Origin of the sequence: Duganella fentianensis (assembly GCF_009857835.1) — a bacterium.
Classification (GTDB): Bacteria; Pseudomonadota; Gammaproteobacteria; order Burkholderiales; family Burkholderiaceae_D; genus Rugamonas; species Rugamonas fentianensis.
In genome coordinates, this window is the sequence record NZ_WWCL01000001.1 from 1,596,408 (window position 1) to 1,622,710 (window position 26,303).

The 26,303-nt window shown below is 60.7% G+C and carries 16 protein-coding genes and 1 pseudogene; 12 read left to right on the top strand and 5 right to left on the bottom strand.

Translation table 11 applies throughout. The annotated features are described in order from the left end of the window. Positions 1-92 precede the first annotated feature (92 nt). The 4 genes and pseudogenes from GTP23_RS06990 (at position 93) to GTP23_RS23070 (ending at position 6,244) form a co-directional block, all read left to right on the top strand. Positions 93-1,247, top strand: a complete 1,155-nt coding sequence (locus tag GTP23_RS06990; protein ID WP_161034415.1) for a hypothetical protein — start codon at positions 93-95, stop codon at positions 1,245-1,247. 688 nt (positions 1,248-1,935) lie between these two features. After that, positions 1,936-4,689 (top strand): TonB-dependent receptor domain-containing protein, encoded by a 2,754-nt coding sequence (locus GTP23_RS06995; protein ID WP_161034416.1) that lies wholly within the window; start codon positions 1,936-1,938, stop codon positions 4,687-4,689. 113 nt (positions 4,690-4,802) lie between these two features. Further along, positions 4,803-5,011, top strand: a pseudogene (locus GTP23_RS07000) (IS3 family transposase); the annotation flags it as partial. 75 nt (positions 5,012-5,086) lie between these two features. After that, positions 5,087-6,244: a GGDEF domain-containing protein gene (locus GTP23_RS23070; RefSeq protein ID WP_161034417.1), complete on the top strand. Its 1,158-nt coding sequence runs from the start codon at positions 5,087-5,089 to the stop codon at positions 6,242-6,244. A gap of 92 nt (positions 6,245-6,336) precedes the next feature. Here GTP23_RS23070 and GTP23_RS07010 read toward each other — a convergent pair whose 3' ends face one another. Beyond that, complete coding sequence (locus GTP23_RS07010; RefSeq protein ID WP_229255946.1) at positions 6,337-6,609, bottom strand: hypothetical protein; 273 nt, start codon at positions 6,607-6,609, stop codon at positions 6,337-6,339. A 175-nt stretch (positions 6,610-6,784) separates the two neighbouring features. Next, complete coding sequence (locus GTP23_RS07015) at positions 6,785-7,672, bottom strand: LysR family transcriptional regulator (protein WP_161034418.1); 888 nt, start codon at positions 7,670-7,672, stop codon at positions 6,785-6,787. A gap of 135 nt (positions 7,673-7,807) precedes the next feature. Here GTP23_RS07015 and GTP23_RS07020 point away from each other — a divergent pair, with 135 nt between their 5' ends. From GTP23_RS07020 to GTP23_RS07030, 3 genes are all read left to right on the top strand, one after another. Beyond that, entirely contained in the window at positions 7,808-8,572 is a 765-nt protein-coding gene (locus tag GTP23_RS07020; RefSeq protein WP_161034679.1) for an alpha/beta fold hydrolase, read from the top strand. 264 nt (positions 8,573-8,836) lie between these two features. Further along, a complete protein-coding gene (gene bcaP / locus GTP23_RS07025; protein WP_161034419.1) occupies positions 8,837-10,225 on the top strand; it encodes a branched-chain amino acid transporter BcaP in 1,389 nt (462 codons plus the stop codon). Between the two features lie 205 nt (positions 10,226-10,430). Beyond that, positions 10,431-12,650, top strand: a complete 2,220-nt coding sequence (locus GTP23_RS07030) for a formylglycine-generating enzyme family protein (protein ID WP_161034420.1) — start codon at positions 10,431-10,433, stop codon at positions 12,648-12,650. Positions 12,651-12,761: 111 nt separating this feature from the next. On the opposite strand, the gene GTP23_RS07035 is transcribed toward GTP23_RS07030, so the two are convergent. Further along, positions 12,762-14,303: a methyltransferase regulatory domain-containing protein gene (locus GTP23_RS07035; protein ID WP_161034421.1), complete on the bottom strand. Its 1,542-nt coding sequence runs from the start codon at positions 14,301-14,303 to the stop codon at positions 12,762-12,764. Positions 14,304-14,413: 110 nt separating this feature from the next. Between GTP23_RS07035 and GTP23_RS07040 the strand changes: the two genes are divergently transcribed. Then, positions 14,414-14,659, top strand: coding sequence for a hypothetical protein (locus GTP23_RS07040; protein ID WP_229255947.1), 246 nt, complete (start codon positions 14,414-14,416; stop codon positions 14,657-14,659). A gap of 43 nt (positions 14,660-14,702) precedes the next feature. On the opposite strand, the gene GTP23_RS07045 is transcribed toward GTP23_RS07040, so the two are convergent. After that, a complete protein-coding gene (locus GTP23_RS07045) occupies positions 14,703-15,122 on the bottom strand; it encodes a hemerythrin domain-containing protein (protein ID WP_161034422.1) in 420 nt (139 codons plus the stop codon). Positions 15,123-15,465: 343 nt separating this feature from the next. Between GTP23_RS07045 and GTP23_RS07050 the strand changes: the two genes are divergently transcribed. From GTP23_RS07050 to GTP23_RS07060, 3 genes are all read left to right on the top strand, one after another. After that, complete coding sequence (locus tag GTP23_RS07050) at positions 15,466-17,070, top strand: methyl-accepting chemotaxis protein (protein WP_229255948.1); 1,605 nt, start codon at positions 15,466-15,468, stop codon at positions 17,068-17,070. Positions 17,071-17,229: 159 nt separating this feature from the next. Then, positions 17,230-21,747 (top strand): PAS domain S-box protein, encoded by a 4,518-nt coding sequence (locus tag GTP23_RS07055; protein WP_161034424.1) that lies wholly within the window; start codon positions 17,230-17,232, stop codon positions 21,745-21,747. A 14-nt stretch (positions 21,748-21,761) separates the two neighbouring features. After that, the gene (locus GTP23_RS07060; RefSeq protein WP_161034425.1) at positions 21,762-22,913 is read left to right on the top strand and encodes a response regulator; all 1,152 of its coding nucleotides are present in this window, start codon (positions 21,762-21,764) and stop codon (positions 22,911-22,913) included. Here the strand turns inward: GTP23_RS07060 and GTP23_RS07065 are convergent. Continuing rightward, on the bottom strand, positions 22,910-25,405 hold the full coding sequence (locus GTP23_RS07065) for a cation-translocating P-type ATPase (RefSeq protein ID WP_161034426.1): 2,496 nt from the start codon (positions 25,403-25,405) through the stop codon (positions 22,910-22,912). The two genes, GTP23_RS07060 and GTP23_RS07065, sit on opposite strands and share 4 nt — an antisense overlap. A 195-nt stretch (positions 25,406-25,600) precedes the next feature. Between GTP23_RS07065 and GTP23_RS07070 the strand changes: the two genes are divergently transcribed. Continuing rightward, positions 25,601-26,257 (top strand): cytochrome b/b6 domain-containing protein, encoded by a 657-nt coding sequence (locus GTP23_RS07070; RefSeq protein ID WP_161034427.1) that lies wholly within the window; start codon positions 25,601-25,603, stop codon positions 26,255-26,257. Positions 26,258-26,303 lie beyond the last annotated feature (46 nt).

The window sequence follows — 26,303 nt, forward strand, 5'->3', positions numbered from 1 at the left end:
GACGGGCGGGAGGCACCCATCATCGATGCGACAGAGCGTGCAATTTTTGGTGATATCTGCATGCCATTTTTTACTAGTTGAGAAATGAACTGATGCGGAAAATTTCGACGAAATTCCACTTGCCTGAGTATGCCGCCGGACTCTTGACATCACTTTTCCTGAATACGGGATTTGCCCAGACTACGCCGGCACCATCCGAACAGGCTCCGTTGGCCCGGGTGGAAGTTGCTGGCAGGGCTGATGTGGATGAGCGGCCTTATGAGCGCTTTGTTAAAGCGATGGATTTCTTCGATGCGGAGAGTCCGAAGCTGGCTCCGCAGTCAAAGTTGCGCTTTCGCCTGGTAACAAAGCATCGCTCGGCCCGCGTGGATGAACTCAAGCTTGCCGTGACCGGGCCGACAGTGCATATTCCGCTTGAACTCATGCCGCAAAATTTCTTCACCATCGAACGCAACGCGCGGGCATTGCATGAGGACGCTACCGTGCGCAGCAATCGCAAGAACGGCACATTTGACTGGAGCGTTGATGTGCGTACACCTGGATTGCCCCGTAATACGCGACGGCTCGGGGATCTGCGCTTGCAATGCCGGATCGAATTGCTGGCCGCGAAGCTGGGGCAACATGTGTTCTCGCCCCTGTATTTCGTGCAGACGGCGGCGGGAGCGGACCCTTGCGCTCTGCGTAACACAAGCATGCTGTTGATCGGGGACGAGCCGATCTTCGCGGTGACCCTGGTTCAGGGGGCACGACGTCAAGTATTACCCGCGGCCAGTCTTTATGGCGGTTCGCTTCCTTCGTGGACTAAGGCCATCACGGGCGACTGGCTTGGGCGCGACCACCTCTTTGAAGTACCGCTGTGGGATGCCAGTTGGCCAGACGATACCTTGGTCGAGCTGGAGCCGATGCGCACGGTACAAGCAAACGCCACGGAAGCCGAGCCGCCGCCCGCAAGCGAGCTGCTCCAATCGGTGACGCGAGAAAGCCTGGCGCGCTGGGTCATTGAAGGCCGTACCAGTGGCAAGGATGTGGAGGGAGTGTTTGGCCATCCCGAAGTCATACAGTTCTCGCATGGTGACGCGTCCTGGGTCTTTCGGACCGAAACAGGTAGCGGCAAAATAATATCCGCAGTTCCGGTTCTTGGCATACTGCTTAAGCCGGAGCGCAAGCTAAAGGAATTGCACCTCATCATCGGCCCTGGTGGCATCGTCAAACAATATCAACTGGAGGAAATGGTGCTTCGCTTCTAGCATCCTCCCGCGCTGAATTTCCGCTTTGGGGTGTGGAAGCAGACACGTCATTAAGCGTACTAGACCAGATCAGTTGCCGGAAGTGCTCTCATACCATAGGCTAGACCAGATCATTGACCAGCGATGTTGAAAAATGCTAATTTATTTTGGATGCAAAATTTGCACTAAAATGCGATCGTAGCAGCGCCGCCAATTTGTAAAAAATTGTGACAAAAATGATATTTTTGCCAAGTTATTACCATTCATTTTCGTTCTTTCTTTACTTCATTGCCAGATTTATTCACAAAATAACTTTTTATTGGTGAATAAAATTCCGTGGTCCTGACGGAAATGGCTTCACGCCACATTTTTCTTAGATCATCCTTAAAGTTGCGCGCTTTTTACATTTATGGCGCTCTTTTGTTGTTTTCTATCTTGATGTCAGAACGGCCATTGACGCTCGAATTTGTCATATGTTGTTATATGACATCAGCTGCTGTGGCGTATGCCCCACAAGCTGAGGGACTCAAGAAATAAGTTGGCCTTAAAAAAGAGAGCGAAGTACTGGTTCAGTTTGAAGTGATGGTTGTCCCCAAGACGCTGTGCCCTTTCTGAATTAACACGTAGCAAATCCAGGGTAGCCAACGTTTAGTGGCGCGCCGAGTTTGTCGGCGTGGCCGTAACCCTCCATTCTTCAAACGGAAATTTCATGACCAAAGAAACCGTAATCTCGCGCTCGCTGCGCCTGGCGTTCTCCGGCGCTGTCGCGTTCGGCACCATTGCCGCACAAGCGCAAACCACCGATGCTTCCATGCAGCGCGTGGAAATCACTGGCTCCTCGATCAAGCGTGCCCAAGCGGAAGGTGCACTGCCGGTACAGACCGTGACCCACGAAGACATCGCCAAGATGGGCGTAACCAACACCGAAGCGTTGCTGCAGCAAATAACCGCCATCTCGGCAGTGGGCGGCGTGCCTAGCGCCACCGGTGTAGGCTCCTCGACCTACGGCGAAGCCACCGTGTCGCTGCGCGGCATCGGCGGCAGCAAGACCCTGATTCTGGTGAACGGCCGCCGTCTGGCCAACTACGCCACCGACGGCACCGCGGTCGACATCAACGCAATCCCGCTGGCAGCCGTGGACCACGTGGAAGTGCTGAAAGACGGCGCTTCCGGCGTGTACGGTTCCGACGCCATCGGCGGTGTGATCAACTTCATCCTGCGCAATAACTTTAACGGCGTTGAAGCGTCCGCCTACGCTTCGGCTACCAAGGATGGCGGCGGCCTGACCAAGAAGGCTTCCGTGATCGCCGGCTGGGGCGACTTCGACGAAGACCGCTACAACATCACCGTGGCAGCCGACGTCTCCAAAGACACCACCATCTACGGCTCGCAGCGCAGCTACGCCAAGAACAGCTGGAACAACAACGGCCTGCGCGAGCAGAGCGCGACCCCGAGCGGCGCCATCACCAGCTTCCTCCCGAACACCACCCCGAACCAGTTCGGCGTGATCCCGAACACGCTGGCAGCGCTGGGCAAAGGTCTGGGCAACCCGCTGGCACCGAATAACTGCGCCGCCAACGGCAGCGAATACGACGCCAACCTGGACACCTGCCGTTTCAACTCGGCGCCATACGTGGGCCTGGTACCGCAAACCGAGCGCGCCAACCTGTCGGCTTCGTTCCGCTTCAAGCTCAACGAGAACAATGAGCTGTTCGTGGAAGGCTTCCACTCGCAGCAGAAGACCGATAACAACTCGCAACCTTCGCCATACAGCAATTCCTTCCTGTCGACCGACAGCGCCTTCGCTGCCGCCAATGTGTACCCGTCGATCATCGTATCGCCGAGCAGCCCTTACTACCCGGCTGCCTGGCTGGCTGCCAACGCGCCTGCCCAGGCAGGCAAGCCCATCAGCGTCAGCTATCGCGCATTTGATGCCGGCAACCGCTCGACCGAAGACATGGCCAAACTGTCGCACCTGGTCATCGGTATGCGTGGCGTGGTCAAGGGCTACGACTATGACGTGGCCTACACCCACAACTCGAGCGACGTGAGCGAGAGCACCCAGCAGGGTTACTCGAATCAGGTGGCGCTGGTCAAGCTGCTGAGCAACAACCCGGCCTTCAACCCATGGACCAAGTTCCAGTCGCCCGAGCTGGCCAAGCAGATCTACGCCACCAACTATGTGGGCCAGATGATCCACTCGACCCTGACCAATGACTCGCTGACCGCGCGCATGTCGGGCGATCTGTATCAGCTGCCAGCCGGCATGGCCAAGTTCGCACTGGGCGCATCGGCCACCAGCGAAAAACTGGACCTGAACCCATCGGCTGCCTACCAGTCGGGCGACGTCTCCGGCTACGGCGGCCAGGTGCTGCCGCTGTCGGCTTCGCGTTCCTATCAGGCCATCTTCGGCGAACTGAATGTGCCTATCGTTAAGCATCTGGAATCGGATCTGGCCCTGCGTACCGACCGTTATCCTAACGCCACCTCGACCAATCCTAAGATCAGCTTCCGTTATCAGCCGCTGTCGCAGCTGCTGGTACGCGCCTCCTATGGCCGTGGCTTCCGCGTCGGCGCTCTGCCTGAGCTGAACAATCCGCAGACCGTGGCCACCACTGCGACCTTCACCGATCCGGTGAGCGGCACCAGCGGCCAGTTCAACCAGACCGTAGGCGGCAACGCCAACCTGAAACCAGAGAAGTCGGAACAGTCCTCGCTGGGCCTGGTGATCGATCCGGTGCAGGGCGTGTCTATCGCTGTGGACTACTGGAAGATCAACGTCAACAACCTGATCACCACCCTGAGCCCAGAGTTCATCGTGGAAAAGGCAGCAGCTGGCGACAGCAACTACACCGGTCTGGTTCGACGTGATGCGGGCGGCAACATCACCAACATCTACGCCACCAACCTGAACGCCGGTTCGCTGAAAACCGAAGGGATCGACATCGACGCCCGCTGGACCATCGCCAAGACGGCCAACTACGGCACCTTCGCGACCCGTCTGAACGGTACCTACACCACCAAGTTCGACGAGAAACTGCCAGACGGCACGGTGCAGGCAAGCGTTGCCCACACCATCGACGCCAACGGCAGCCCGCTGAACGCAGTGGCCAACGGCGGCGTAATCTTCCGCTGGAAGCATCAGTGGACCATGGACTGGAAATACCAGAAGTGGGGTGTGAACCTGACCCAGAACTTCCAGTCGGGCTACTGGGATGCTGCCCGTGCTGACTCCGCGACCGGCACCGACGCCGTGCACGTGGGCGCGTTCTCGACCTGGGATGCACAGGCTTCGTACAGCGGCTTCAAAAACCTGCAGATCCGTGCAGGCGTGAAAAACCTGTTCAACCGCAAACCACCGGAAGTTATCACCCTGGGCAACTACTTCCAGGGCGGCTACGATCCTAGCTACTATGACGCCCACGGCGCCACCGGCTACATCAGCGCAACTTACAAGTTCTGATCGTATCGCTGGGCTGTAACTGAAAAAGCCCTGCATGTTCTGCACGCGGGGCGAATCAGATGGCTGTTCTCCACCCTATAGGCCGTATGCTTATAGGGTGTTTTTATTTCCGTCTTGAACCGAGTATGAGTCGAGGTGGCAATTGCCGGGATAATGCCCTTGCTGAATCGTTCTTCTGCAGCTCAAAAAAGAGTGTGTCGGCAAGCGCATTTACAGAACCCGTGATTTGGTCCGTGCCGATATCTTCGATTACATCGAAGTCCTTTGCAATCGAACCCGGCGGCCTATCCATCCAGGCCACGTCAGCTATTCATTTTGTTAGGGCTGAACTACTGGTATAGTCATGTGTTTGAATGGCAACATGCCATCCTGGTAGAGGACTAGAAAATTGGGTTTTGTGGATATTCCCACTCTGATGATTGCGCAAACCTGCATGCTGAGCGCTATGGCGGTCATGCTGTGGATTGCACGAACGGACGCTGACCGGAAAAATGGACTGCGTACTTGGATGTTTGGCGTTTCCTGCCAAAGCATCGCCTATCTGTTGCTGGCCCAGGGCGGACGCGACACGACCTTGATTAGCCCCATGCTGGGCAATGGTCTAGGTGCGTTGTCAGTATCGCTGTACTTCGTGGCCATCCGGCAGTTCGTCGGCCGGTCCTACAGCAAACCGTGGTTGGCAATGATGTGCGGGAGCGTTGTCGTCGTAGGTGTTGTTGCTGGGCAAAAGTATCAACTGGCGACGATCTTTAACAGTTTTGTCTATGGCGCACTGGAGCTACTCAATGCCCTGACACTCTGGCGCGCATCGCAGACCGAGAGCAAGCCGGTTCAACGTACGGTTGCGTTTGCCTATTTTCTGATGGGTATAGTGCTGCCTTTGCGCGCCTTTGCCTTAGTTCTTTCGCAGGTGAATACCGACTATCTGAATGCGGCGCCAGTATGGCATCAGGCGATTTTCATCTTCAGTTTTGTGTACATCGTGGTGACCAAGTTGGGGTTCGTACAGATGTGCAAAATCAAGGCTGAAACCATGATAGTTCAACAGTCGCTTACGGACGGCTTGACTGGCCTGGCCAATCGCCGCGCATTTGATAATGCGCTGCAGATCGCCCTGAGCGGCTCGATGCGCGATGCCCGGCCATTTTCTGTTGTGCTCGTCGATCTCGACCATTTCAAAGCGCTAAATGATCGTTTTGGCCACCTTGCCGGGGATGCTGCGCTGGTTGCTTTTGGCCAGAGGCTGCGCGCAGGTTTACGTATGCAGGATTATGCGTTCCGCTATGGCGGCGAGGAATTTTGTGTACTGCTGCCTAACACTGATGCGGCCGAGGCGGAGGTGGTGGCTGGGCGTCTGTGCGCCAAGGTGGCGCTTGAAGAGCAGAATGGATATCCCGCGCAGACTGCCAGCTTTGGCGTTGCCATCTGGCGTAGCGGGGATACTGCGGACACTCTGATCGGACGCGCCGACGACGCGCTGTACAGGGCTAAGTCATGGGGCCGGAATCGGGTGGAACTTGCCAGGCATGCTGATTGCGACGGCGTCCGCGCTTAACACGCTGGCAATCGCTGCATGCAGACTTCGGTGCGGCCGCCGACCATCGCCGCTATGCCCCTAAAGACCCGCTTCGGCGGTTTTTTTTGCACTTACGGCAGTGTCAGATCCAGACCTAGAGTCTTGCTCAGCAGGGCAGTCAGGAGCAGCAGTGCCAGTAGCAATGCCGCAAAGGCCAGGGCCACCGCGAAGCTGATGCGCAGCAGTGTACGCTTATCCGTCGTCTGTTTCTTCTGCCCTTGGTCGTAATGCCATTTAATGGCGAAGAACATGCCTATGGCGAGCACAACACCTTTAAAGGTGAAGAAAACTATGGGTATCCATTCCATCATTTTGAGTATTTTTAGACTATAACCTGGCGCCATCGATCGAGCGCCGCTTGTAGGGAAGTGCTGCCTACGCATAGCCATACTACCCAAAAGCAATATCCATACATTGGGACATAATGTCCTAGCCTAGGATCGCTGCGGTAAGCGGACACTGGTGCGGCAGAGGAACCCCGCCCGCAGACCGCGCCGGTGCGCAAAAGGTGGGGACTCTCTAAGGGGGACCAAACTTCTCGTAGGTAAAATCCAGAAAACTGCGCAGTTTGGGCGTCATGCGCCGGTCAGGCGCATAGACGACGTGCAGCAGCCGGTCTGGCGATTGGTAGGCGGGCAGCAGTTCAACCAGTCGGCCGTCCCGCAAATCATCGCTGATCAGTTCTTTGGGCTGCAGGATGATGCCCTGGCCCGCCAGTGCGGCAGCGCGCAGCGCTTCGCCGCTATCGGTAGTGAAGCGGCCCGAGATCGGTATGGTGACGCGGCCATCCGGTCCGTCAAATAGCCATTCGCGCCGCATCGAGGTGTGGGAAAACACCAGACAATCGTGCTGCAGCAGTTCTTTTGGATGGGCGGGGTGACCATGTTTTGCCAGGTAGGCGGGGGCAGCACACAGCACCAGACGATAGGGCGCCAGCTGTCTGGCCAGCAGGCCACTGTCCGGCAGCGGCCCGGTTCGGAACACCAGATCGTAAGCTTCGTCGATCAAATCCACTGTGCGGTTGGTAAGGCGCAGGTCAACGGTCACATCCGGGTAGCGCCGTAGAAATTCGGTAAGTGCCGGAGTCAATGCGCGGCTGCCAAACGTAATCGGCGCGCTGATGCGCAAATGCCCCCTCGGGCTGGCCCGCGTCTGCGCGATCAAGGCCTCGGCAGCCTCCATTTCCGCAAGGATGTATTTGGCACGTTCGTAAAAAGCTCGTCCACTGTCGGTCAGGCTCTGGCGCCGCGTGGTGCGGTTGAGCAGCTTCACGCTCAGGCTCTGTTCCAGCGCTTTTACCTGCTTTCCCGCGAGCTGGGTGGACAGATCCATGGCCTGGGCAGCGGCCGAGATAGATCCCAGCTCCACTGTTTTGACAAACACTGCCATGGCGGCAAGACGGTCCATTAGATCAAATTTGTTTCAAGTATGGATAATGTTTGGCAATTTATCCCAACTGGTTTCATATGTAAAGTACACCCCATCGCAGCTATCTCGCTGCACTCGCTGGTGTCTCAGGCCAGTTTTAATGAAAGGAATATCATGTCATCCATTACCAAAAACCTGCTGGCAGCCGCTGCTTTGAGTGGCGTTGCAATTTCCGCCGGCGCAGCCCCGCTCGCGCTGAAACCGACCGTAGTGCTAGTCCACGGCGCCTTCGCTGACGGCTCGGCATGGCAGCAAGTCATCCCCTTGCTGGAAGCGCGCGGCGTAAAAGTTATCGCGGTACAGAATCCGCTCACGGCACTTGAAGATGATGTCGCCGCGACGCGCCGTGCGATCGAAGCTGTGGATGGCCCTGTCGTTCTGGTCGGTCATTCGTGGGGCGGTGCAGTGATTACCGAAGCGGGTGTCAGCGACAGTGTCAGAGCGCTGGTGTACGTTGCTGCATTTGCGCCATCGGAGGGCGAGTCGGTGGCGGATCTGACCAGGCATTACCCTGTGCCTTCGGGCTTCAGCCACATCGTGGCGGATAAGTACGGCTTCCTGAAGCTTACGCAGGAAGGCGTCGAAAAGCATCTGGCGCAGGATGTGGCCGTTGAAAAGACGAAGCTGATGACGGCTACCCAGGGGCCGGTGCGTGGCAAGAATTTTGAGCAGAAGCTCGCAGCCGCGGCGTGGAAGGGCAAGCCTAGCTGGTACATCATCAGCGAACAGGACTATATGTTGCAGACCAGCTTGCAACAGGCGATGGCGAAAAAGATAGGCGCGCATACGGTGAGTCTGAATGCCGGGCACACGCCGCAGATTTCGCAGCCAGAAGCTGTCGCCCAGGTCATTTTCGAGGCAGTTTCTGCCCAGCAGTAAGCGGTAGGCGTTGCGGCATTGCAGGCGTGAAATCGCCACCAGGCAGGTCTGCAATGCTGCGCAAGGCCTCTGCAATTCTGCCGGCCGTATCAGGTTCCAGATAAGCGCCTTACGCCACGGTTGGTCCCGCTTTGTAACCGCCCATTCAGCCCAAGGGCGCGCAGTTGTGTCATACTGCGGCGCTTTGACGTTTACGTAACGTCAGAATAGCCATAGGCATAACCGGTCTACGCGGCCTGTTCAAAACAATAGTGGAGGGTGGTAGTGAGTATTTTTAGAACCAAGGATTTCGATGCCATGCATGCCGCCAGCGCGGGTGGTGGTCTGAAAAAAGTGCTGGGTCCTGTCGATCTGATCCTGATGGGCATAGGCGCGATCGTCGGTACCGGTATTTTTGTGCTGACCGGTAGCGGTGCTTCCACCGCCGGTCCGGCGCTGGCCCTGTCGTTTGTCGTCGCCGCATTCGCCTGCGGCTTTGCTGCGCTGTGCTATGCCGAATTTGCTTCCATCCTGCCGGTGGCAGGCGGTATCTATACTTACAGCTACGCCATTCTGGGTGAACTGGTGGCGTGGATGATAGGCTGGGATCTGATCCTCGAATACGGGCTGGTGACTTCGGCCGTTTCGGTCGGCTGGTCCGGCTATTTCCAGTCGCTGCTGGGCGGCTTCGGGCTGCAGATCCCCGTTGCGCTGTCCGCCGCACCGGGCGCGCTGCCGGGCGTGACGACCTTCTTCAATCTGCCGGCCTTCCTGATCATGATGACGCTGACCGTCATGCTGTCGCTCGGCGTGCGCGAATCGACCCGCATCAACAACGTGATGGTGGTGGTGAAAATCGGCGTGGTACTGCTGTTCATACTGGTTGGTGCGCGCCATGTGGCGCCGGCCAACTGGCATCCCTTCATGCCGTACGGCGTAAATGGCGTGATGAGCGCTGCGGCGCTGGTGTTCTTCGCTTTCATCGGCTTCGATGCCGTGACCACGGCGGCAGAAGAAGTCAAGAATCCCAAGCGCGATCTGCCTATCGGCATCATCGGTTCGCTGGCCATCTGCACCGTGCTGTATGTGGTGGTGTCGGCCATCATGACCGGCATCGTGCCGTTCGCCCAGTTCAAGGGCATCGACCATCCGGTCTCGCTGGCGCTGCAGTTCGCCGGTGAAAACTGGTTCGCTGGTTTCGTCGATCTGGGCGCGATCCTGGGCATGAGCACCGTGATACTGGTGATGGCGTTCGGCCAGAGCCGCGTGCTGTACGCTATGTCGCGCGATGGCCTGCTGCCGAAAAAACTGTCGTCGCTGAATGGCGCCGGTACGCCTATCGTGGCCACCTGGCTGGTAGGTATCGTGTTCGGCCTGCTGGGCGCACTGGTGCCGCTGCAGGTGCTGGGCGAGCTGGCCAACATCGGTACGCTGGCTGCTTTCTGTCTGGTGTCGCTGGCCGTCATCATTCTGCGCAAAAAACGCCCCGAACTGCACCGCGCGTTCCGCTGCCCGGGCGTGCCTGTGATTCCGGCGCTGGCCATCCTGTTCTGTGGCGCGCTGATGGCCTTCCTCAGCGCGATCACCTGGATCGCTTTCCTGATCTGGCTGGTGATCGGTCTGGTGGTGTACTTCACCTACGCACGTCACCATTCGCTGCTGAACCAGAAGTAAGCCAGGCTGGCCGGGCACTGCTTGCCGCGAGGCGCAGCTGCCCATCCTGAAAACCCGCTGCGGCGGGTTTTTTCATTTCTGCACGGCGGGCAGGGCACTAAACAGGCATCCGGAAAACGGAATAAATCTGATTTCCTGTGTGTTTCGCTAGAATAGGCAGTATGTGTAATTTCTGCGTGCCCCGATATTTGCGCGCTATGCCGACATGAAAAAAGCCAGTCGCCTGTCTGTAAAAATTCTGCCGCTGCTACCGGCCTTGCTCCTGCCCCTGAGCGGGCATAGTGTGACGGCAGTCGCCGCCGATGCGGTGGCCGTCGAACTGCGCGGCAGCCAGATCCTCGGTCCGGCCCAGCAGGACCTCGGCGAGGCGGACTGGCTGGCGCGGCTGAACAACTGGAAGCGTGATACACAGGGCCAGTATCCGGCGTGGCTACAGGCCATGCAGAGCTGGCGCAATACCCAGCGCGCCAGTATGGGCTATGACGATGCCCAGTACCGCCGCCCGGAACTGCGCTGGACCCAGCGCGACTTCGTGCAGACCCAGGCCATGGTGGAAGACCGCTATCTATACGATCCCGCCACGCAGCGCTATACGGTGCCGCGCTTTCTCGACGATCTGCGCCAGCGCTATGGCGGCATCGATAGCGTGCTGCTGTGGCCCGTGTATCCCAACATCGGCATCGATGACCGCAACCAGTGGGACATGCTGCGCGATCTGCCCGGTGGCGTGAACGGTGTGCGTGCGCTGATCAGGGAGTTCCATGCGCAGGGCGTCAAAGTCTTCTTTCCCACCATGCCGTGGGATACCGGCACGCGCGATGCGGGCAGCAGCATGCATGCCGCCACCACGGCGCTGATGGCCGAGGTGGGGGCGGACGGCATCAATGGCGACACCATGGACGGCTTGCCGCTGGAGTACCGGCAGGCGGCCGATGCCAGCGGCCAGGCGCTATCGCTGGAGCCGGAACTGAATTTCAAAGATGATCGCATGCTGGCCTACAACCAGCAAAGCTGGGGTTACTGGGGCAGTTCGCTGGTGCCCATGGTCAGCAAGTGGAAATGGCTGGAACCGCGCCACATGGTGCATGTGTGCGACCGCTGGGCCACCGACCGCAGCACGCTGCTGCAGGATGCCTTCTTCAACGGCAGCGGCATCCAGAGCTGGGAAAATGTCTGGGGCTGGTGGAACCAGATCACGCCGCGCGATGGCGAGGCGCTGCGCCGCATCGCTACCATCTATCGTGCCTTCCCCGAGCACATGGTCAGCGTAGCGTGGCAGCCGCATGTGCAGACCTTGCACTATGGCGTGTATGCGAGCGCCTTCCCGCTTAGCGACAGCACGCTCTGGACCATCATCAACCGTACCGACTGGCAGATCAGCGAGCCGGTACTGCGCCTGCCACACCAGCCGGGCCAGCGCTATTTCGACCTGTGGCAGGGCAGGGAACTGCAGCCCCGCATCGTCGACGGCGACGCGGAACTGGAGGTGACGCTGGAGGCGCATGGCTACGGTGCCATTCTGCGCCTGCGTGCAGGGGCCAGCATGGCCAGCCTGCCGGCCACGCTGCAGGTGCTGGCGCAGCAGGCGCGCAAGCCGCTGGCCGCCTATGCCGCCACGTGGCAGCCCTTGCCGCAGCAGATGGTGGCGATCGCGCCCACCCGTGCCGCGCGTAGCGCTCCGGCCGGCATGGTGGAGATTCCCGCCGGTCTGTTCAGCTTCAAGGTGCATGGCATCGAGATCGAAGGCGAGAACAAGCCGGGGCTGGATGTGCAATATCCGTGGGAAGCCGTGGCACGCCGCCATCACCTGCACAGCCTGGCCATCAATCGCTTCTACATGGACGTCCACCCCGTTACCAATGCCCAGTTCCAGACCTTTATGCGCGCGAGCGGCTACCGTCCGGCCGATGCGCACAACTTCCTGCGCCACTGGGTCGATGGCGCGCCGCGCGCCGGCGACGCCCAGCGGCCCGTGGTCTGGGTTGCGCTGGAGGATGCGCGCGCCTATCTGCGCTGGGCCGGCAAGCGCCTGCCGCACGAGTGGGAATGGCAGTATGCGGCGCAAGGCAGCGATGGCCGGCTCTACCCCTGGGGCAACCGCTGGGATAGCCGCATGGTACAGGCGCCCGAACAGGGGCGCAGCCTGACGGCGCCGGCGCCGGTGGGCCAGCATGCGCAGGGCGCCAGCCCGTTCGGGGTGCAGGATCTGGTGGGCAGCGTGTGGCAATGGACTAGCGAGTTTGCCGATCAGCACACGCGCGCCGCGGTGCTGCGTGGCGGCAGCTACTACCAGCCGCAGAATTCCTACTGGTACTTCCCGCAAGCCTACCGCCTCGACCAGCATGGCAAATATCTGCTGATGGCACCGTCCAGGGACCGCGCCGGCACCATAGGCTTCCGCGGGGTGCAGGATGCAGGTGATTGAGCGCCTGTACCGTATGTTTAGTCCGCGCCCCAAGGAGAATAAAAATGGCAGCGCATGCGCTGCCATTGGTCCGCCTGTTGAGCAGACTACGAAAGTATTTCAGGTCGACGGTTACAGTATCTGCAGTCGCTGCCAGTATGGCAAGGTAGCTTTCAAGAACTGCTCTGCATGGAGTTCCAGCGCCTTCTGATTCTCCTCTGGAGACTGAAGTGCCTCACCGTTCATTTTTATGCGACGAGGAGAGGTAGACATAATGGCCCAGGCACGCTGTGCAAGTATCCCTGGTGTCGGGTCGGACGGAGCCTCCTGCATTGCCATGTAGAATAGGCGCTCGAAGTAATTGGCCGACAATCCTGCGCCGAGTAATGGCGAGCACAGGGCTGCATAATCTTCGCCATAGCGACTTTGTGCCGCAAGGTTGGCATTCAGACGGCGAGCCGGCGCTACGTCGCGTGCCTGTTCTGGATTAAAGTAGAAGACTGCTTGTCCAGAAGCGCAGAGCAGCGATGCGATCTGGCCCGCTGCCTGAATGGTCAGCCCGCTAATCGCCGGCAAAGTACACAGCTGAGCCAGTGTCAGGTCGCGTTCTGACAGCGCATCGAAAATGACGTTATATAGATCGGAGCGTGCGGTGACTTCGCCGAAGGGCATGACCATTTTCAGATTGACCTTGTCGCGGGGCGTACTGAGCGCCAGCGTTACCTGACCGAGCAATTCGGCCTGACGCAGCTGGTTCATGCGCCGAGCACCGCGCACAAATACGTCCCGGCGGAATGCAGTATTGAGCAGGTAGTCCTTGATTGTTTCCTGTAGAGCCGGATCAGTAGCTTCCAGGATGAGGTTCAGGCGTTTCTCGTTGACGAAAAGTTCAGGGTAGGCAAAGGCCAGATCCGCCGACCCGGCGTAGCTCATTTTGGCCTCCGCCAGATCACGTGCCACATCGGCATGGAATAGCGGTTGCCAGTGTTTGTGCATGTACTCATGCACAAGGTAGTGGGGCGATGCGGTTTTAAGGCTGTCCATGCGCACTTTCAAACCCGGATTCTGGGTCAGATAAGCTGCGTCTGCTGCTTCCATGCGATTGATAAATTCGGTAGCGCCTTTGATCTGTACGTCACTACGGCCCGGATGCTGATCGGCAAACTCTACCAGCATGCGCTGCAGCGGAATTGTCTGGGTCCAGCCAGGCATCGCGTTATAGCTCAAATAGACCAGCCCGCCTGGTTTCAGATAGCGACCGATGAAGCGCACGATATTTGCGCGATTTTCTGCCGTTACCCAGGTGTAGATACCGTGCAGGGTGATGTAGTCAAACTGGGGCAATTCCACCTTGCCGTTGGCTAGTTCTTCGAAACTATTTTCCAGTAGATTCAGATTGCCGATACCGGACTGCTCCGTGAACTGCCGCGCTTCGGCCACTTGCGCGGGGTTGAAGTCGGCAGCATAAAAGCTGGCGTGTGGATTGGATGCCGCCAGTAATTGCGATGTCAGACCGCGGCCGAATCCGAGCTCGCAATAAGTATAGGGCTTGTCGAGCGGCAGGGGTTCTATACCGTTCAGCAAGCAAACCAGATTCATCCAGGCGGGGCTCTGTTCGCGGTAAAAGCCCGTCGTATATTCAATGTCTGAAGCGTATCCAGCGGTCCAATCCATATTTTCTGCTCGCCTAGTTTAATAGTTGGTTATATGTAACTACTCAATCATTCTATGGGGGTTTTCCGGGTAGCGCAATCGTGCCGAGGACATTGTTGTATAGGGAGTTGATGTGGATATCCGTAGGAGTGGAGGGGCTGGTGGGCAGCGTGTGGCAATGGACTAGCGAGTTTGCCGATCAGCACACGCGCGCCGCGGTGCTGCGGGGCGGCAGCTACTACCAGCCGCAGAATTCCTACTGGTACTTCCCGCAAGCCTACCGCCTCGACCAGCACGGCAAATATCTGCTGATGGCACCGTCCAGGGACCGCGCCGGCACCATAGGCTTGCGCGGGGTACAGGACAGCGCCGACTGAGGCTGACAGCCAGCCCGGACGCGCGTTGGCACAGAGCGGGTACTCAGGCCGGTGCGCCTGCTTCGATGGCCGGATAGAACTCGTGGTCTTCACGCTGCATGCGCTCGTACAGGGTGCGCAGGACGGCGTTTGCTTCGCTACGGAATACTTCAGGCTGGGAAGCCAGCAGGCGGGGGGTATTCCATTTGGCGGCAAACGCCAGATAGGCGTTGGCGATGTGATCCATTTCACCCCGATATTGCCGGCTCATGCGTGCCAGCTGGGCATTGCCGCTCTGTTCCAGTGCCGGGTAGAGCACCCGGTCCTCGACTGCCAGATGGAGTTTGATGAAGCCGCTCATGGCGACGATCTGCTGCGCAATCGCGCTGGCCTGTTCGGCGATGCCATGCTGCACCAGCGTGCGCAAGCCGGTGATGGCGCCCAGAATGTCGAGGTGCTGGTGCTTGAATTTATCGAGATTCATTATGTTCCTTTCAATTTTCTTCATTGATGAAGTAAGTGTAATCCAGGCGGGCTAAACAGGCAAATGAAATACTCTTTATTTGAAGAAATTTTTTCTATCACGACCGAAGCTTTACCTGTCGCTTGCCTATTAACGTGAGTTGTCATCCAGCTTGCCCGGGACAGCCAGGCCAAACTGGCGCCAGCGTTCGAAATTCAATGAATTCGACAAATAAATATATTCGGCAATTTATTTGCCAAATTCGTTAAATTCAATTATACTTTCCAAGTGGAAATTTAATCCACCCGATACACTGACTAACCCAAGAGCACATGCTGCTGCAAGGAAGACTGCGATGGAATGGATGCGTAATTTGACTGTCGGGCAACGTATCACGCTGCTCATCACCACCTTCGTGGCAGGCTTTCTGCTGTTTGGCGTCACTGCCCGTTCCACTCTCAAGGAGCTGGAAGTCAATGGCCCCGTGTACAACCGCATCGTGCAGGGCAAGGATCTGCTGGCCGATGTGCTGCCGCCGCCGGAATTCATCGTCGAATCCTATCTGACGGCAACGGAGTTAAGGACGGCCGGCGACGACGAACGTGCTGCGCTGGCGCAGCAATTGCAGCGTCAGCAGAAGGACTTCATCGAACGCAAGCAGTACTGGGTAAGCCAGAAGCTCGATGCTGAGCTGGCTGATCTGGTGCTGCACCAGTCGAGCGAACCGGCCGAGGCCTTCTTCCGCGTGGCGCTGGGCGAATTCGTGCCGGCACTACAGCATGACGATGGTGCTGGCGCCGAGCGCGCCTTCCAGCAGATGAAGAAGGCCTACCAGAGCCACCGCGCCGCAGTGGAAAAAATCGTCCAGCGTGCCAATGCCCGCGCCAGCGCCGACGAGACGGATGCCCTGCAGGTTTCGGTGGCGCGCGAACGCGTGCTGTGGCTGGCTTTCTTGATCACGCTGGCAGTCAGCATCAGTATCGGCGTGGCGGTCAGCCGTGGCATCACCGGTCCGCTCGGCGCGGCGGTGAGAATCACCCGTGAAGTGGCCAATGGCGACCTGACGCGGGTGATCGAAACCCGCTCGCGCGACGAAACCGGCCAGCTGCTGCAAGCCATGGGCGAAATGTCGGATGGCTTGAAACAGACGGTGGCCAAGATCCATCTGGCAGCGGAAACCATAGAGCGGGGCGTGGAGGAAATTGCCTCGGGCAATCAGGATCTGTCGGACCGCACGGAAAATCAGGCCAGCGCACTGGAAGAAACCGCCGCTTCGCTGGAAGAGCTGACGGCCGCCGTGCGCAAGAATGCCGACAGCGCCCGTCAGGCCGATGCGTTTGCCGGCTCGGCGTCGGAGATTGCCGAGCGTGGCGGCGACGAAGTGAGCCGGGTGGTCGATATGATGAAGGCCATCACGCAGTCGTCGGCACGCATCGTCGAAATCATTTCCGTGATCGATAGCATCGCCTTCCAGACCAATATTCTGGCCCTGAATGCTGCCGTGGAAGCCGCCCGCGCCGGCGAGCAGGGGCGCGGCTTTGCGGTGGTGGCGACGGAGGTGCGCAGTCTGGCCCAGCGTTCGGCATCGGCCGCCAAGGAAATCAAGCTGCTGATCGATGACTCGGTGGATAAGATCAAGGCGGGCAGCAATGCCGTCGATGCGGCCGGCGCGACCATGAAAGCCATCGTCGACAGTGTGCATCAGGTCAGTGCCGTGATTGCCGATATCTCCGCCGCCGGCAACGAACAGTCGCAGGGCATCGAACAGGTCAGCCAGGCCATCATGGAGATGGATCAGGTTACCCAGCAAAACGCGGCGCTGGTGGAAGAAGCGGCCGCTGCGGCTGCCAGTCTGCGCGATCAGGCCGTGCTGCTGATCGAGTCGGTCGATGTGTTCAAGACCGGCACGCATGCGGTTGCACCGGCAACGCAGCTGCGCCGGGCACCGGCACAGTTACCGCTGGCCTAGGCCTGTAATCGGCCCGGGCCCGGCGGCGTGTGCCGCCTGCCGCCTGCCGCCTGCCGCCAGCGGCAGGGCCGGCCGCGGGGCAGAGCGAGGGCGAGTTTCCTTGCACAGCCCATGTTTTTTTATTCATAATGCTTGCTACCTTCCTATGCAGGAGTAGCAATGCCGGTATTTTCGGGAAATCCGTTCTCCTTTGCCTCTGCCGCCGATCTGGCTATGCCGCAGATCAGCTTCAGTTACGATTACACCGGCATCATCGCTTCCGTCTCGATTGCCATCTTTGCTTCCTTCTGCGCCTTCGAAATGGCGCGCCGGCGCGAACAGGGGCGCTACTGGGTCTCACTGGGCGCCCTGATGCTGGGGCTGGGCATCTGGGCCATGCATTTCATCGGCATGTCGTCGTTCCGCCTGAATTGCGGCGTGGCTTACGAGCCGTGGCTGACGCTGGCATCGGCGCTGCCCGGTGTGGCCGCCGCCTCGATTGCGCTGCGGGCGATTGCGTCGCGCCGGATCGGCTACCTCAGGCTGCTGCTGGCGGGCGTGGTGATGGGCAGTGGCGTGGGGCTGATGCATTACACCGGCATGGCCGCCTTCCAGTTCCAGGGCCGGCTGCTGTACGAGCCCGGCGAGTTCGTGTTCTCCCTGCTGGCGGCGGTGCTGAGCGCCACCCTGGCCCTGCTGTTAAACCGCCGCATAGCGCATAGCCGCTTGCGGCGCATCCCCTATCTGGCTTCGCTGGCTGCTGCCGTGGTGATGGGGCTGGCCATCTCCAGCATGCACTACATCGCCATGGGCGCGGCCCGCTTCCTGCCGCTGGACGGGGTGCAGATCACCTCTTCGATCAGCCAGACGTCGCTGGGACTGCTGGCCAGTTTTGCCACACTGATGCTGCTGAGTTTCGGCCTGCTGTTCGTCTTCCTGTATTCCAAAACGCTCAGTGCACGCAAACGCTATGAATCCATCCTCAGCACCACCCAGCAGGGCTTTGTGCTGATCGATGATACGGGCCGCATCGTGCAGAACAATGCGGCCATGGTCGGGCTGTTAAAACAGTCGTCAGATCAAATTATCGGCAAGCGGCTCAGCGATGTGCTCGATCAGGTGGTGCAGGATGTCCACGGTGCCTACCAGCTGCAAGCCAATCTGCGCTGTGCTGACGGCAGCCTGCTGCCCTGCATGGCCTATGTGAATACCTTTGTCGACAGCGCCGACGGGCGCCAGATCAGCTTCGCCCTGTTCAGCGACATCAGCAAACGGGTGGCGGCGGAAGCGCTGGCCCATGCACGCGAACAGCAGTTCCGTGCGCTGCTCGATTCCACCCCGGACCCGATGGTGATCAGCGCTGCCGATGGCCGCATCGTGATGGTCAACCTGCAGGCCGTAGCCTTCTTCGGCTACGCCCATGATGCTTTGATCGGCCAGCCGGTCGAGATGTTGATTCCGGCGGCGGGCCACCAGCAGTTCCGCCAGGACTATCTGCAAGGGGGACAGACGCGCCGCATCGGCGGCGAGAGCGTGCTGTATGCCCGCACCAGCGACGGGCGCGAAATTCCCGTCGAAGTGAGCCTGAGCCCTATCGAAACGGAGCAGGGCTTGCTGATCGCCAGTACGCTGCACGATGTGACGGAACGCCTGCGCATCGAGTCGGCACTGCTGGCGGCCAACCGCGAGCAGGAAGCGATACTGGGCACGGCATCGGTCGGCATCGCGCTGGTGCAGCAGCGCGTGATCCGCCAGTGCAACCACGGGCTGGACGAGCTGCTGGGCTACCCCGTGGGCGAGCTGAAAGGCCAGCCTACCCGTTGCTGGTTCCACCGGCAGGAAGACTACGATATGGTGGGCAGTACCGGCTATGCCCAGATCCTCGCCGGCCAGACGTATATGCTGGACCTGCAGTTGCAGCGCAAGGACGGCAGCCTGTTCTGGGCGCGCACCTCCACCCGTGCAATCGACCAGCAGCAGCCGGAAAAAGGCGTGGTGGTAATCGCCTGGGATATCACGGCCGAGCGCCGCGCGCAGGAACAGATCCAGCTGGCCAATGACGAACAGCGCGCCATACTCGATACGGCCACCTCCGGCATCGCCCTGATCCGCGAGCGCACGCTACATCGCGGCAATCGCCGCCTGCACGAGATGTTCGGCTGGCCGCTGTGGGAGATGCTGGGCCAGCAGACTGCCATCTGGTATGCCGACGAAGAAGCCAACCGCATCGGCGGCCTGCCGTACGAAACCATCTGGACCGGCCAGTCGCACACGCGCGAGCAGCAGCTCAAGCGCAAGGACGGCAGCCTGTTCTGGGCCCGCCTGCAGGGCAATGCGGTCGATCCGCATGATCATTCCAAGGGGACCGTATGGATCATCGACGACATCACGGCCGACCGTGAACTGAACGATGCGCTGCGCTCGGCCAAGGAAAAAGCCGAAAGTGCTACCCGTGCCAAGTCGGACTTCCTGTCGAACATGAGCCATGAGATCCGCACGCCGATGAATGCGATTATCGGCATGTCGCGGCTGGCGCTGCAGACCGAGCTCGATAGACGGCAGCGCAACTACATCGAGAAAGTGGTGCAGGCCGGGACTAATCTGCTGGGCATCATCAACGATATTCTGGACTTCTCCAAGATCGAAGCGGGCAAGCTGGCGATGGAGCGCATCGATTTCCAGCTGGAAGATGTGATCGATAATCTGGGTAATCTGCTGTCGATGAAGACCGACGAAAAAGGGCTGGAACTGATCTTCGACGCGTCCGCCTATGTGCCGACAGCGCTGGTGGGCGACCCCTTGCGGCTGGGGCAGGTGCTGATCAATCTGGGGAATAACGCCGTCAAGTTTACTGACAAGGGCGAGATCGTGCTGGGGGTGAGCTGCCTGCGCCAGAGTGCGGATGAAGTCGAGCTGCATTTCTGGGTGCGCGATACCGGCATAGGCATGACGGCCGAACAGACAGGGCGTTTGTTCCAGTCCTTCACCCAGGCCGATTCCTCCACCACGCGCAAATACGGTGGCACCGGACTGGGGCTGGCAATTTCGAAGACGCTGGTGGAGATGATGCATGGCCGCATCTGGCTCGAAAGCGCGCCGGGACAGGGCTCGGTGTTCCACTTCACGGCCCGCTTCGGCCTGCAGGCCAGTGCACAGAGCAGCCGCATGTTCACGGCCGACGAGTTGCGCGGCATCCGCGTGCTGGTGGTCGACGACAATGCGGCAGCACGCGAAATCCTGCACGATATGGCGCAGTCGTTCGGCCTGCATGTGGCCACGGCCGGCGGCGGACGGCAGGCGCTGGAAATGGTGGCAGCGGCGCAGGCTGAAGGCGCACAGTTCGATCTGCTGCTGTCGGACTGGCGCATGCCGGAAATGGATGGTGTGCAGCTGGTGGGAGAACTGCAGCGCAGTACCCGCCTGCAGGCGCCGGCCGTGATCATGGTGACGGCCTATGGACGCGAAGAAGCGCTGGCGGCCGCGCGTGAACAGCAGGTGGAACTGAGTACGGTGCTGACCAAGCCGGCCACGCCGTCTTCGCTGCTGGAAGCCATAGGCGAAGCACTCAAGCGCTTCTCGCTGCGCCGCCGGCCCGTGGCCGAGCTGGGGCAGAGCGTGCAGCAGGCCATGCTCCAGCTGCGAGGCGCGCGCGTGCTGCTGGTGGAAGACAACGACCTGAATCAGGAGCTGGCACTGGAACTGCTCAGCGATGCCGGCCTGCAGGTGGTGCTGGCCAACAACGGGCGCGAGGCGCTCGACATACTGGCTGGCGACAGCGCGTTCGATGGCATCCTGATGGATTGCCAGATGCCGGTTATGGATGGCTACGAAGCCAGTCGCATCATCTGCCAGACTCCGGCCCTGCAGCAGATTCCCGTGATCGCCATGACGGCCAATGCCATGGCGGGCGACCGTGCGCTGGTGCTGGCGGCCGGCATGCGCGACCACATCGCCAAGCCGCTCGATGTGGATGTGATGTTCGAAACCATGGCGCGCTGGATCAAGCCCAGCGGCGCGGCCGGCAGCCAGGTGGCACCGCCGCGCCGGGCCTACCCGAATAGCATCGGCAGCGTACCGGCCAGTCTGCCCGGTATCGATGTGGCAACGGGACTGGCCACCACCATGCAGAGTGAAAAGCTGTACCGCAAGCTGCTCAGCAAATTCGAGAAGAGCCAGAGCCAGTTCGAGCTGCATTTCAGGACCGCTCAGCACAGCAGCGACGGCCATGCTGCCGAGCGTTGCGCCCACACTTTGCGCGGCAATGCCGGCAATATCGGCGCGCGCACATTGCAGCAGCAGGCCGCGCTGCTGGAGCAGCTGTGCCGTGGCGGGGCGGATGCCGGGCCGATCGATGCGGCGCTGCAGGCCGTGCTGGCCGAACTGGCACTGGTGCTGCATAGTCTGCGCAGTATGGATGCCGCTGCCAGCGTGGTAGAACCGCCGCCAGCGCTCCCGCCGGTGATCGTTGTCAGCGAATTGCTGGCTGCAAGCGAGAAGCTGCTGCCCATGCTAGAGGATGGCGACCCCGAAGCGGGCCTGCGCTGGGAAGAACAGCACGAACTGTTCAAAGCCGGTTATCCTGAATACTGGCAGCGCATCGAAACGCTGCTGGGGGATTTCGATTTCGAAGGTGCGCAACAGAGTCTGCGTGCGGCCATGGAGGCACGCCGGACAGAACACGGAGGCGCGCCTCAATGACTGGAGTAGCAAGTATGGAAACCAGTGCGGACATGCCTGTCAAACCCACTATCCTGATCGTCGACGATACGCCGGAAAACCTGTCGCTGATGAGCGAGCTGTTACGGCACGAGTACAAGCTCAAGATCGCCAACAGCGGCGCCCGCGCACTCAAGCTGGCCGCCACGGGCGAGCTGCCCGATCTGATCCTGCTCGATATCATGATGCCGGAAATGGATGGCTACGAAGTCTGCCAGATACTCAAAGCCCATCCGGCCACGCGCGAGATACCGGTGATCTTCCTGACCGCCAAGGCCGATATCGAGGCTGAGGAGAAAGGCCTGCAGATGGGCGCCGTCGACTACATCACCAAGCCGGTCAGCCCGCCTATCCTGATGGCGCGGCTGAAAATCCATCTGGCGCTGAAAGCCCATGCCGACTTCCTGCGCGATAAGAGCGCGTTTCTGGAACAGGAAGTGGCCAGGCGCACGCGCGAGGTGACGGCGATCCAGGACGTGACGATTCTGGCCATGGCCTCGCTGGCGGAAACCCGCGATGCCGATACGGGCAACCATATCCGCCGCACCCAGTACTATGTGCAGGCGCTGGCGCAGCAACTGCGCAGCCATCCGCGCTTTGCCACCCTGCTGACGGACGAGTATATCCGCATGCTGTTCAAGTCGGCGCCGCTGCACGATATCGGCAAAGTGGGCATACCGGACCGCATACTGCTCAAGCCGGGCAAGTTCGATGCGGCCGAATTCGAGATCATGAAAACCCACACCACGCTGGGGCGCGATGCCATCGATCATGCGGAGAAGCAGCTCGGCATGGCTGTCAATTTTCTCTCGATGGCCAAGGATATCGCCTACAGCCATCAGGAGAAGTGGGATGGTTCGGGCTATCCGCAACAGCTGGTGGGTGATGCCATCCCCGTCGCGGCCAGGCTGATGGCGGTGGCCGACGTGTACGATGCGCTGATCTGCCGGCGCGTCTACAAGCAGGGCATGCCGCACGAGCAGGCGGTGGCGCTGATCGTCGAAGGACGGGGCAGCCATTTCGATCCCGATGTGGTGGATGCCTTCGTGGCTTTGCAGGACGAGTTCCGCAGCATTGCTGCCCGCTTCGCCGATAGCGATGAAGATATCGAGCAGAAGCGCGGGCAGGTCGCCGGCAGTATCCGCTAGCGGCGCTTGAGCAGTTCGAACCAGCCCACGCACAGCAGCGCAAGCAGCACGCTGGCCAGCAGCAGGGACGGCGCCGGCAGGGCAAAGGCGAACAGGCTGCGGACGGCCGGTACGCTCATGACCACGGCCAGCAGTGACAGGGTGGCCGCACCTATCCAGTAGAACGGCCGGTTGGCCTGATGGCTGCGCTGCCACACGGGCTGGCGCCAGCTCAGATTGCTGGCTATCAGCCCCAGATTGGCCAGTACCAGCGTCAGGAAGGTGGTGCTGCGCGCGCTGTATTCGGGTACGCCGCCGGCGCGCAGCACGGCATGGCAGAGCAGCAGTACCAGCAGCAGCACGCCGCCCTGCAGCAGGCCGCGGCGCAGCAGGCTGCGGTCGAACAGGTGCTGCTGCGGATTGCGCGGCGGGTTCTGCATGGCGCCCGCTTCGATGGCTTCCGCTTCGAACACCAGCGCGCAGGCCGGATCTATCACCAGCTGCAGGAACAGTATGTGCACAGGCATCAGCAGCAACGGCCAGCCGAACAGCACGGGCAGGAAGGACAGGCCGACGATGGGCACGTGCACGGCGACGATGAAGACGATGGCCTTGCGCAGATTGGCGAACAGGCGGCGGCCGTGCTGCACGGCTTGCAGCAGCGAGGAAAAATCATCCTTGAGCAGCACCAGTGCAGCCGCTTCGCGCGCCACATCGGTGCCGCGTGCGCCCATGGCCACGCCGATGTGGGCTGCCTTCAGGGCCGGTGCATCGTTGACGCCATCGCCCGTCATGGCGACGATCTCGCCGCGCTGGCGGAAAGCCTGTACCAGCCGCAGCTTCTGTTCCGGCGCGATGCGGCAGAATACCCGGCAGTCCTGCAGGCGCAAGGACAGGGCCGTATCATCGAGGCTGGCCAGCTCGCTGCCGCTCAGTACTCCACCATGGATCCCCGCCTGAGTGGCGATGGCCGTGGCGGTCGCCGGGTGGTCGCCCGTGATCATCACCACCTGCATGCCGGCCGCATGGCATTGCGCCACGGCGGGCGGCACTTCGGGGCGGATAGGGTCCTGCAGCGCGACCAGCCCGAGGAAGGCGAATTCGAACACATGCTGGTTGTCGGGCAGGGGCGGGGCGGCAAAGGTGGCACTGGCCACGGCGATCACGCGCAGGCCCCGTTCGGCCATGATGCCCACTTGCGCACTGATGGCGGCGCTGTGCGCTGCATCCAGATGGCATAGATCGATAATCGCTTCCGGCGCACCCTTGGCGGCCACCAGATAGGCACTGTGGTCGGGCGATTGCCACACGCGCGACATGGCCAGCAGCTGGCGCGAGAGCGGGTAGTCGTCGATCAGCTGCCAGTCGCGGTGCAGGTGTTCGGTGTTGGCCAGCCAGCGCGTGCCGGCTGCCGTGATGGCCTGTTCCATCGGGTCGAACGCTTGCCGGTGGCTGGCCAGCACGGCGTATTCGAGCAAGCCGTGCAAGGCTTCCGGCAGTTCGCCGGCGGGCTGGCGGCCATCGAATTCGGCCTGCCCGGTCCACAGGCCCAGCACTTCCATGCGGTTGGCCGTTAGCGTGCCGGTCTTGTCGACACAGAGTACCGTGGTGGCGCCCAGCAGCTCGATGGCGGGGATGCTGCGCGCCAGTATCTGGGCACGCCCGAGCCGCCATGCACCCAGCCCCAGAAACAGGGTGAGGATTACGGGCAGCTCTTCCGGCAGGATGGCCATGGCCAGAGTCAGGCCGGCCAGCACGCCTTGCAGCCATGCGCCATTCAGATAGCCGTACACCAGCGCCAGTGTCACGGCCAGCAGGGCGCCGCCGCTGGCGACAGTTTTTACTACGCCGCGCGTCTCCAGCTGGATAGGCGTGAGTTCGCCGCCCAGCGTGGCCAGCGAGGCGCCTATGCGGCCCAGCGCACTGGCCGGGCCGGTGGCCACCACGAGGCCGCTGGCCGTGCCTTGCGTGATCAGGGTGCCGGAGTACAGGCGTGACTGCTCGGGCGTGCCACCAGCCTGTTTGCTGACGGGGACCGATTCGCCCGTCAGCATGGACTCGTCCACCATCAGATTCGAACTGGCCAGCAGGTCGATATCGGCCGGCACGCGGTCGCCCTCGGCCAGCAGGACGACGTCGCCGGGCACCAGTTCGCGTCCGGCTATGCGGCGCTGCTGGCCGTCGCGCAGCACCAGCGCGCGCGGCGAGGACAGGTCGCGCAGCGCATGCAGCGAGCGCTCCGTGCGGCGCTGCTGGAAAAACGTCATGGCCACCACGATGGCGACGAAGCCCAGCAGCATCAGTGCTTCGTCCGGATCACCGAGCAGCAGATAGATGGCGCCGCAGGCTACCAGCAGCAGAAACATGGGTTCGGCCACCACATCACGCAGCAGCCGCGCATTGCTGCGCGGACGGGACACGGGCAGTTCGTTGGGCCCCAGTGTTTGCAGCCGCTGGCGGGCGGCTGCGCTGCTGAGGCCAGAGGCGGCGCTAGGCGGTACGGGTTGTTGCATACGGTGGGCAGCAGCTCCGGGCAGGTAGATGGTGAATTCCGGCACGAGTGTATTACATCTGCGGCGCCTTGTTCTGCCTGCGCCGTGCTGCTATCAAAAAAAAAGCAGCGAGCAGCATGCAGGCGGCGTTTGCTCAGAATTCCTTAATAACTGTTAGCGACTATCAGCATTAACGGAACTTTCAGGGAGTAGATCATGCAACCATCGGAACGCGACACGACAGCAGGACTGGGCAAGCAGGACGCAGCACCGGTGCTGCGCGTATGGGACTTGCCGCTACGGCTGTTTCACTGGCTGCTGGCGCTGTGCTTCAGCGGCGCCTATCTGACGGCCGAACTGGAAGACTGGCGCGTGCTGCACGTCACGCTCGGCTATACGGTGGCGGGGCTGGTGCTATTTCGTCTGCTGTGGGGCATCTGGGGCACGCAGCACGCGCGCTTTGCCAGCTTCGTCAGGGGGCCGCAAGCAGTAATGGCCTATCTGCGCACGCTGCTGACTGGCCGGCCGGCGCATTACACCGGCCATAATCCGGCCGGCGCCGTGGCCATCGTACTGATGCTGGCACTGGCCCTGTTGCTGACGGTGGCGGGCTGGCTGCTCTACACGGAGCGGGTGGGCGAATGGATGGAGGAGGTGCACGAGAGCCTGGCCAATCTGATGCTGCTGGTGGTGTTCGTGCATATCGGGGCGGTGCTGCTGTCCAGTCGCCTGCACGGGGAAAATCTGGTACGCGCCATGTTGACGGGTATGAAAGCGGGCCGCCCTGACGACGCCAGCCAGCCGCCGCGCACGCTGATAGCGCTGCTGCTGTTGGCGGCCGTGCTGGCTTTCTGGTGGCTGCAACTGGGCTAGTGTCGGTGTGGCCAGATGGCTTGCCTGCACCCGCCGGAAACTATGG

Coding starts and splice junctions, on each gene's coding strand:
- GTP23_RS06990 (WP_161034415.1), top strand. CDS start 93: ATGCGGAAAATTTCGACGAAATTCCACTTGCCTGAGTATGCCGCCGGA.
- GTP23_RS06995 (WP_161034416.1), top strand. CDS start 1,936: ATGACCAAAGAAACCGTAATCTCGCGCTCGCTGCGCCTGGCGTTCTCC.
- GTP23_RS07010 (WP_229255946.1), bottom strand. CDS start 6,609: ATGGCGCCAGGTTATAGTCTAAAAATACTCAAAATGATGGAATGGATA.
- GTP23_RS07015 (WP_161034418.1), bottom strand. CDS start 7,672: ATGGACCGTCTTGCCGCCATGGCAGTGTTTGTCAAAACAGTGGAGCTG.
- GTP23_RS07020 (WP_161034679.1), top strand. CDS start 7,808: ATGTCATCCATTACCAAAAACCTGCTGGCAGCCGCTGCTTTGAGTGGC.
- GTP23_RS07030 (WP_161034420.1), top strand. CDS start 10,431: ATGAAAAAAGCCAGTCGCCTGTCTGTAAAAATTCTGCCGCTGCTACCG.
- GTP23_RS07035 (WP_161034421.1), bottom strand. CDS start 14,303: ATGGATTGGACCGCTGGATACGCTTCAGACATTGAATATACGACGGGC.
- GTP23_RS07040 (WP_229255947.1), top strand. CDS start 14,414: ATGTGGATATCCGTAGGAGTGGAGGGGCTGGTGGGCAGCGTGTGGCAA.
- GTP23_RS07045 (WP_161034422.1), bottom strand. CDS start 15,122: ATGAATCTCGATAAATTCAAGCACCAGCACCTCGACATTCTGGGCGCC.
- GTP23_RS07050 (WP_229255948.1), top strand. CDS start 15,466: ATGCGTAATTTGACTGTCGGGCAACGTATCACGCTGCTCATCACCACC.
- GTP23_RS07055 (WP_161034424.1), top strand. CDS start 17,230: ATGCCGGTATTTTCGGGAAATCCGTTCTCCTTTGCCTCTGCCGCCGAT.
- GTP23_RS07060 (WP_161034425.1), top strand. CDS start 21,762: ATGGAAACCAGTGCGGACATGCCTGTCAAACCCACTATCCTGATCGTC.
- GTP23_RS07065 (WP_161034426.1), bottom strand. CDS start 25,405: ATGCAACAACCCGTACCGCCTAGCGCCGCCTCTGGCCTCAGCAGCGCA.
- GTP23_RS07070 (WP_161034427.1), top strand. CDS start 25,601: ATGCAACCATCGGAACGCGACACGACAGCAGGACTGGGCAAGCAGGAC.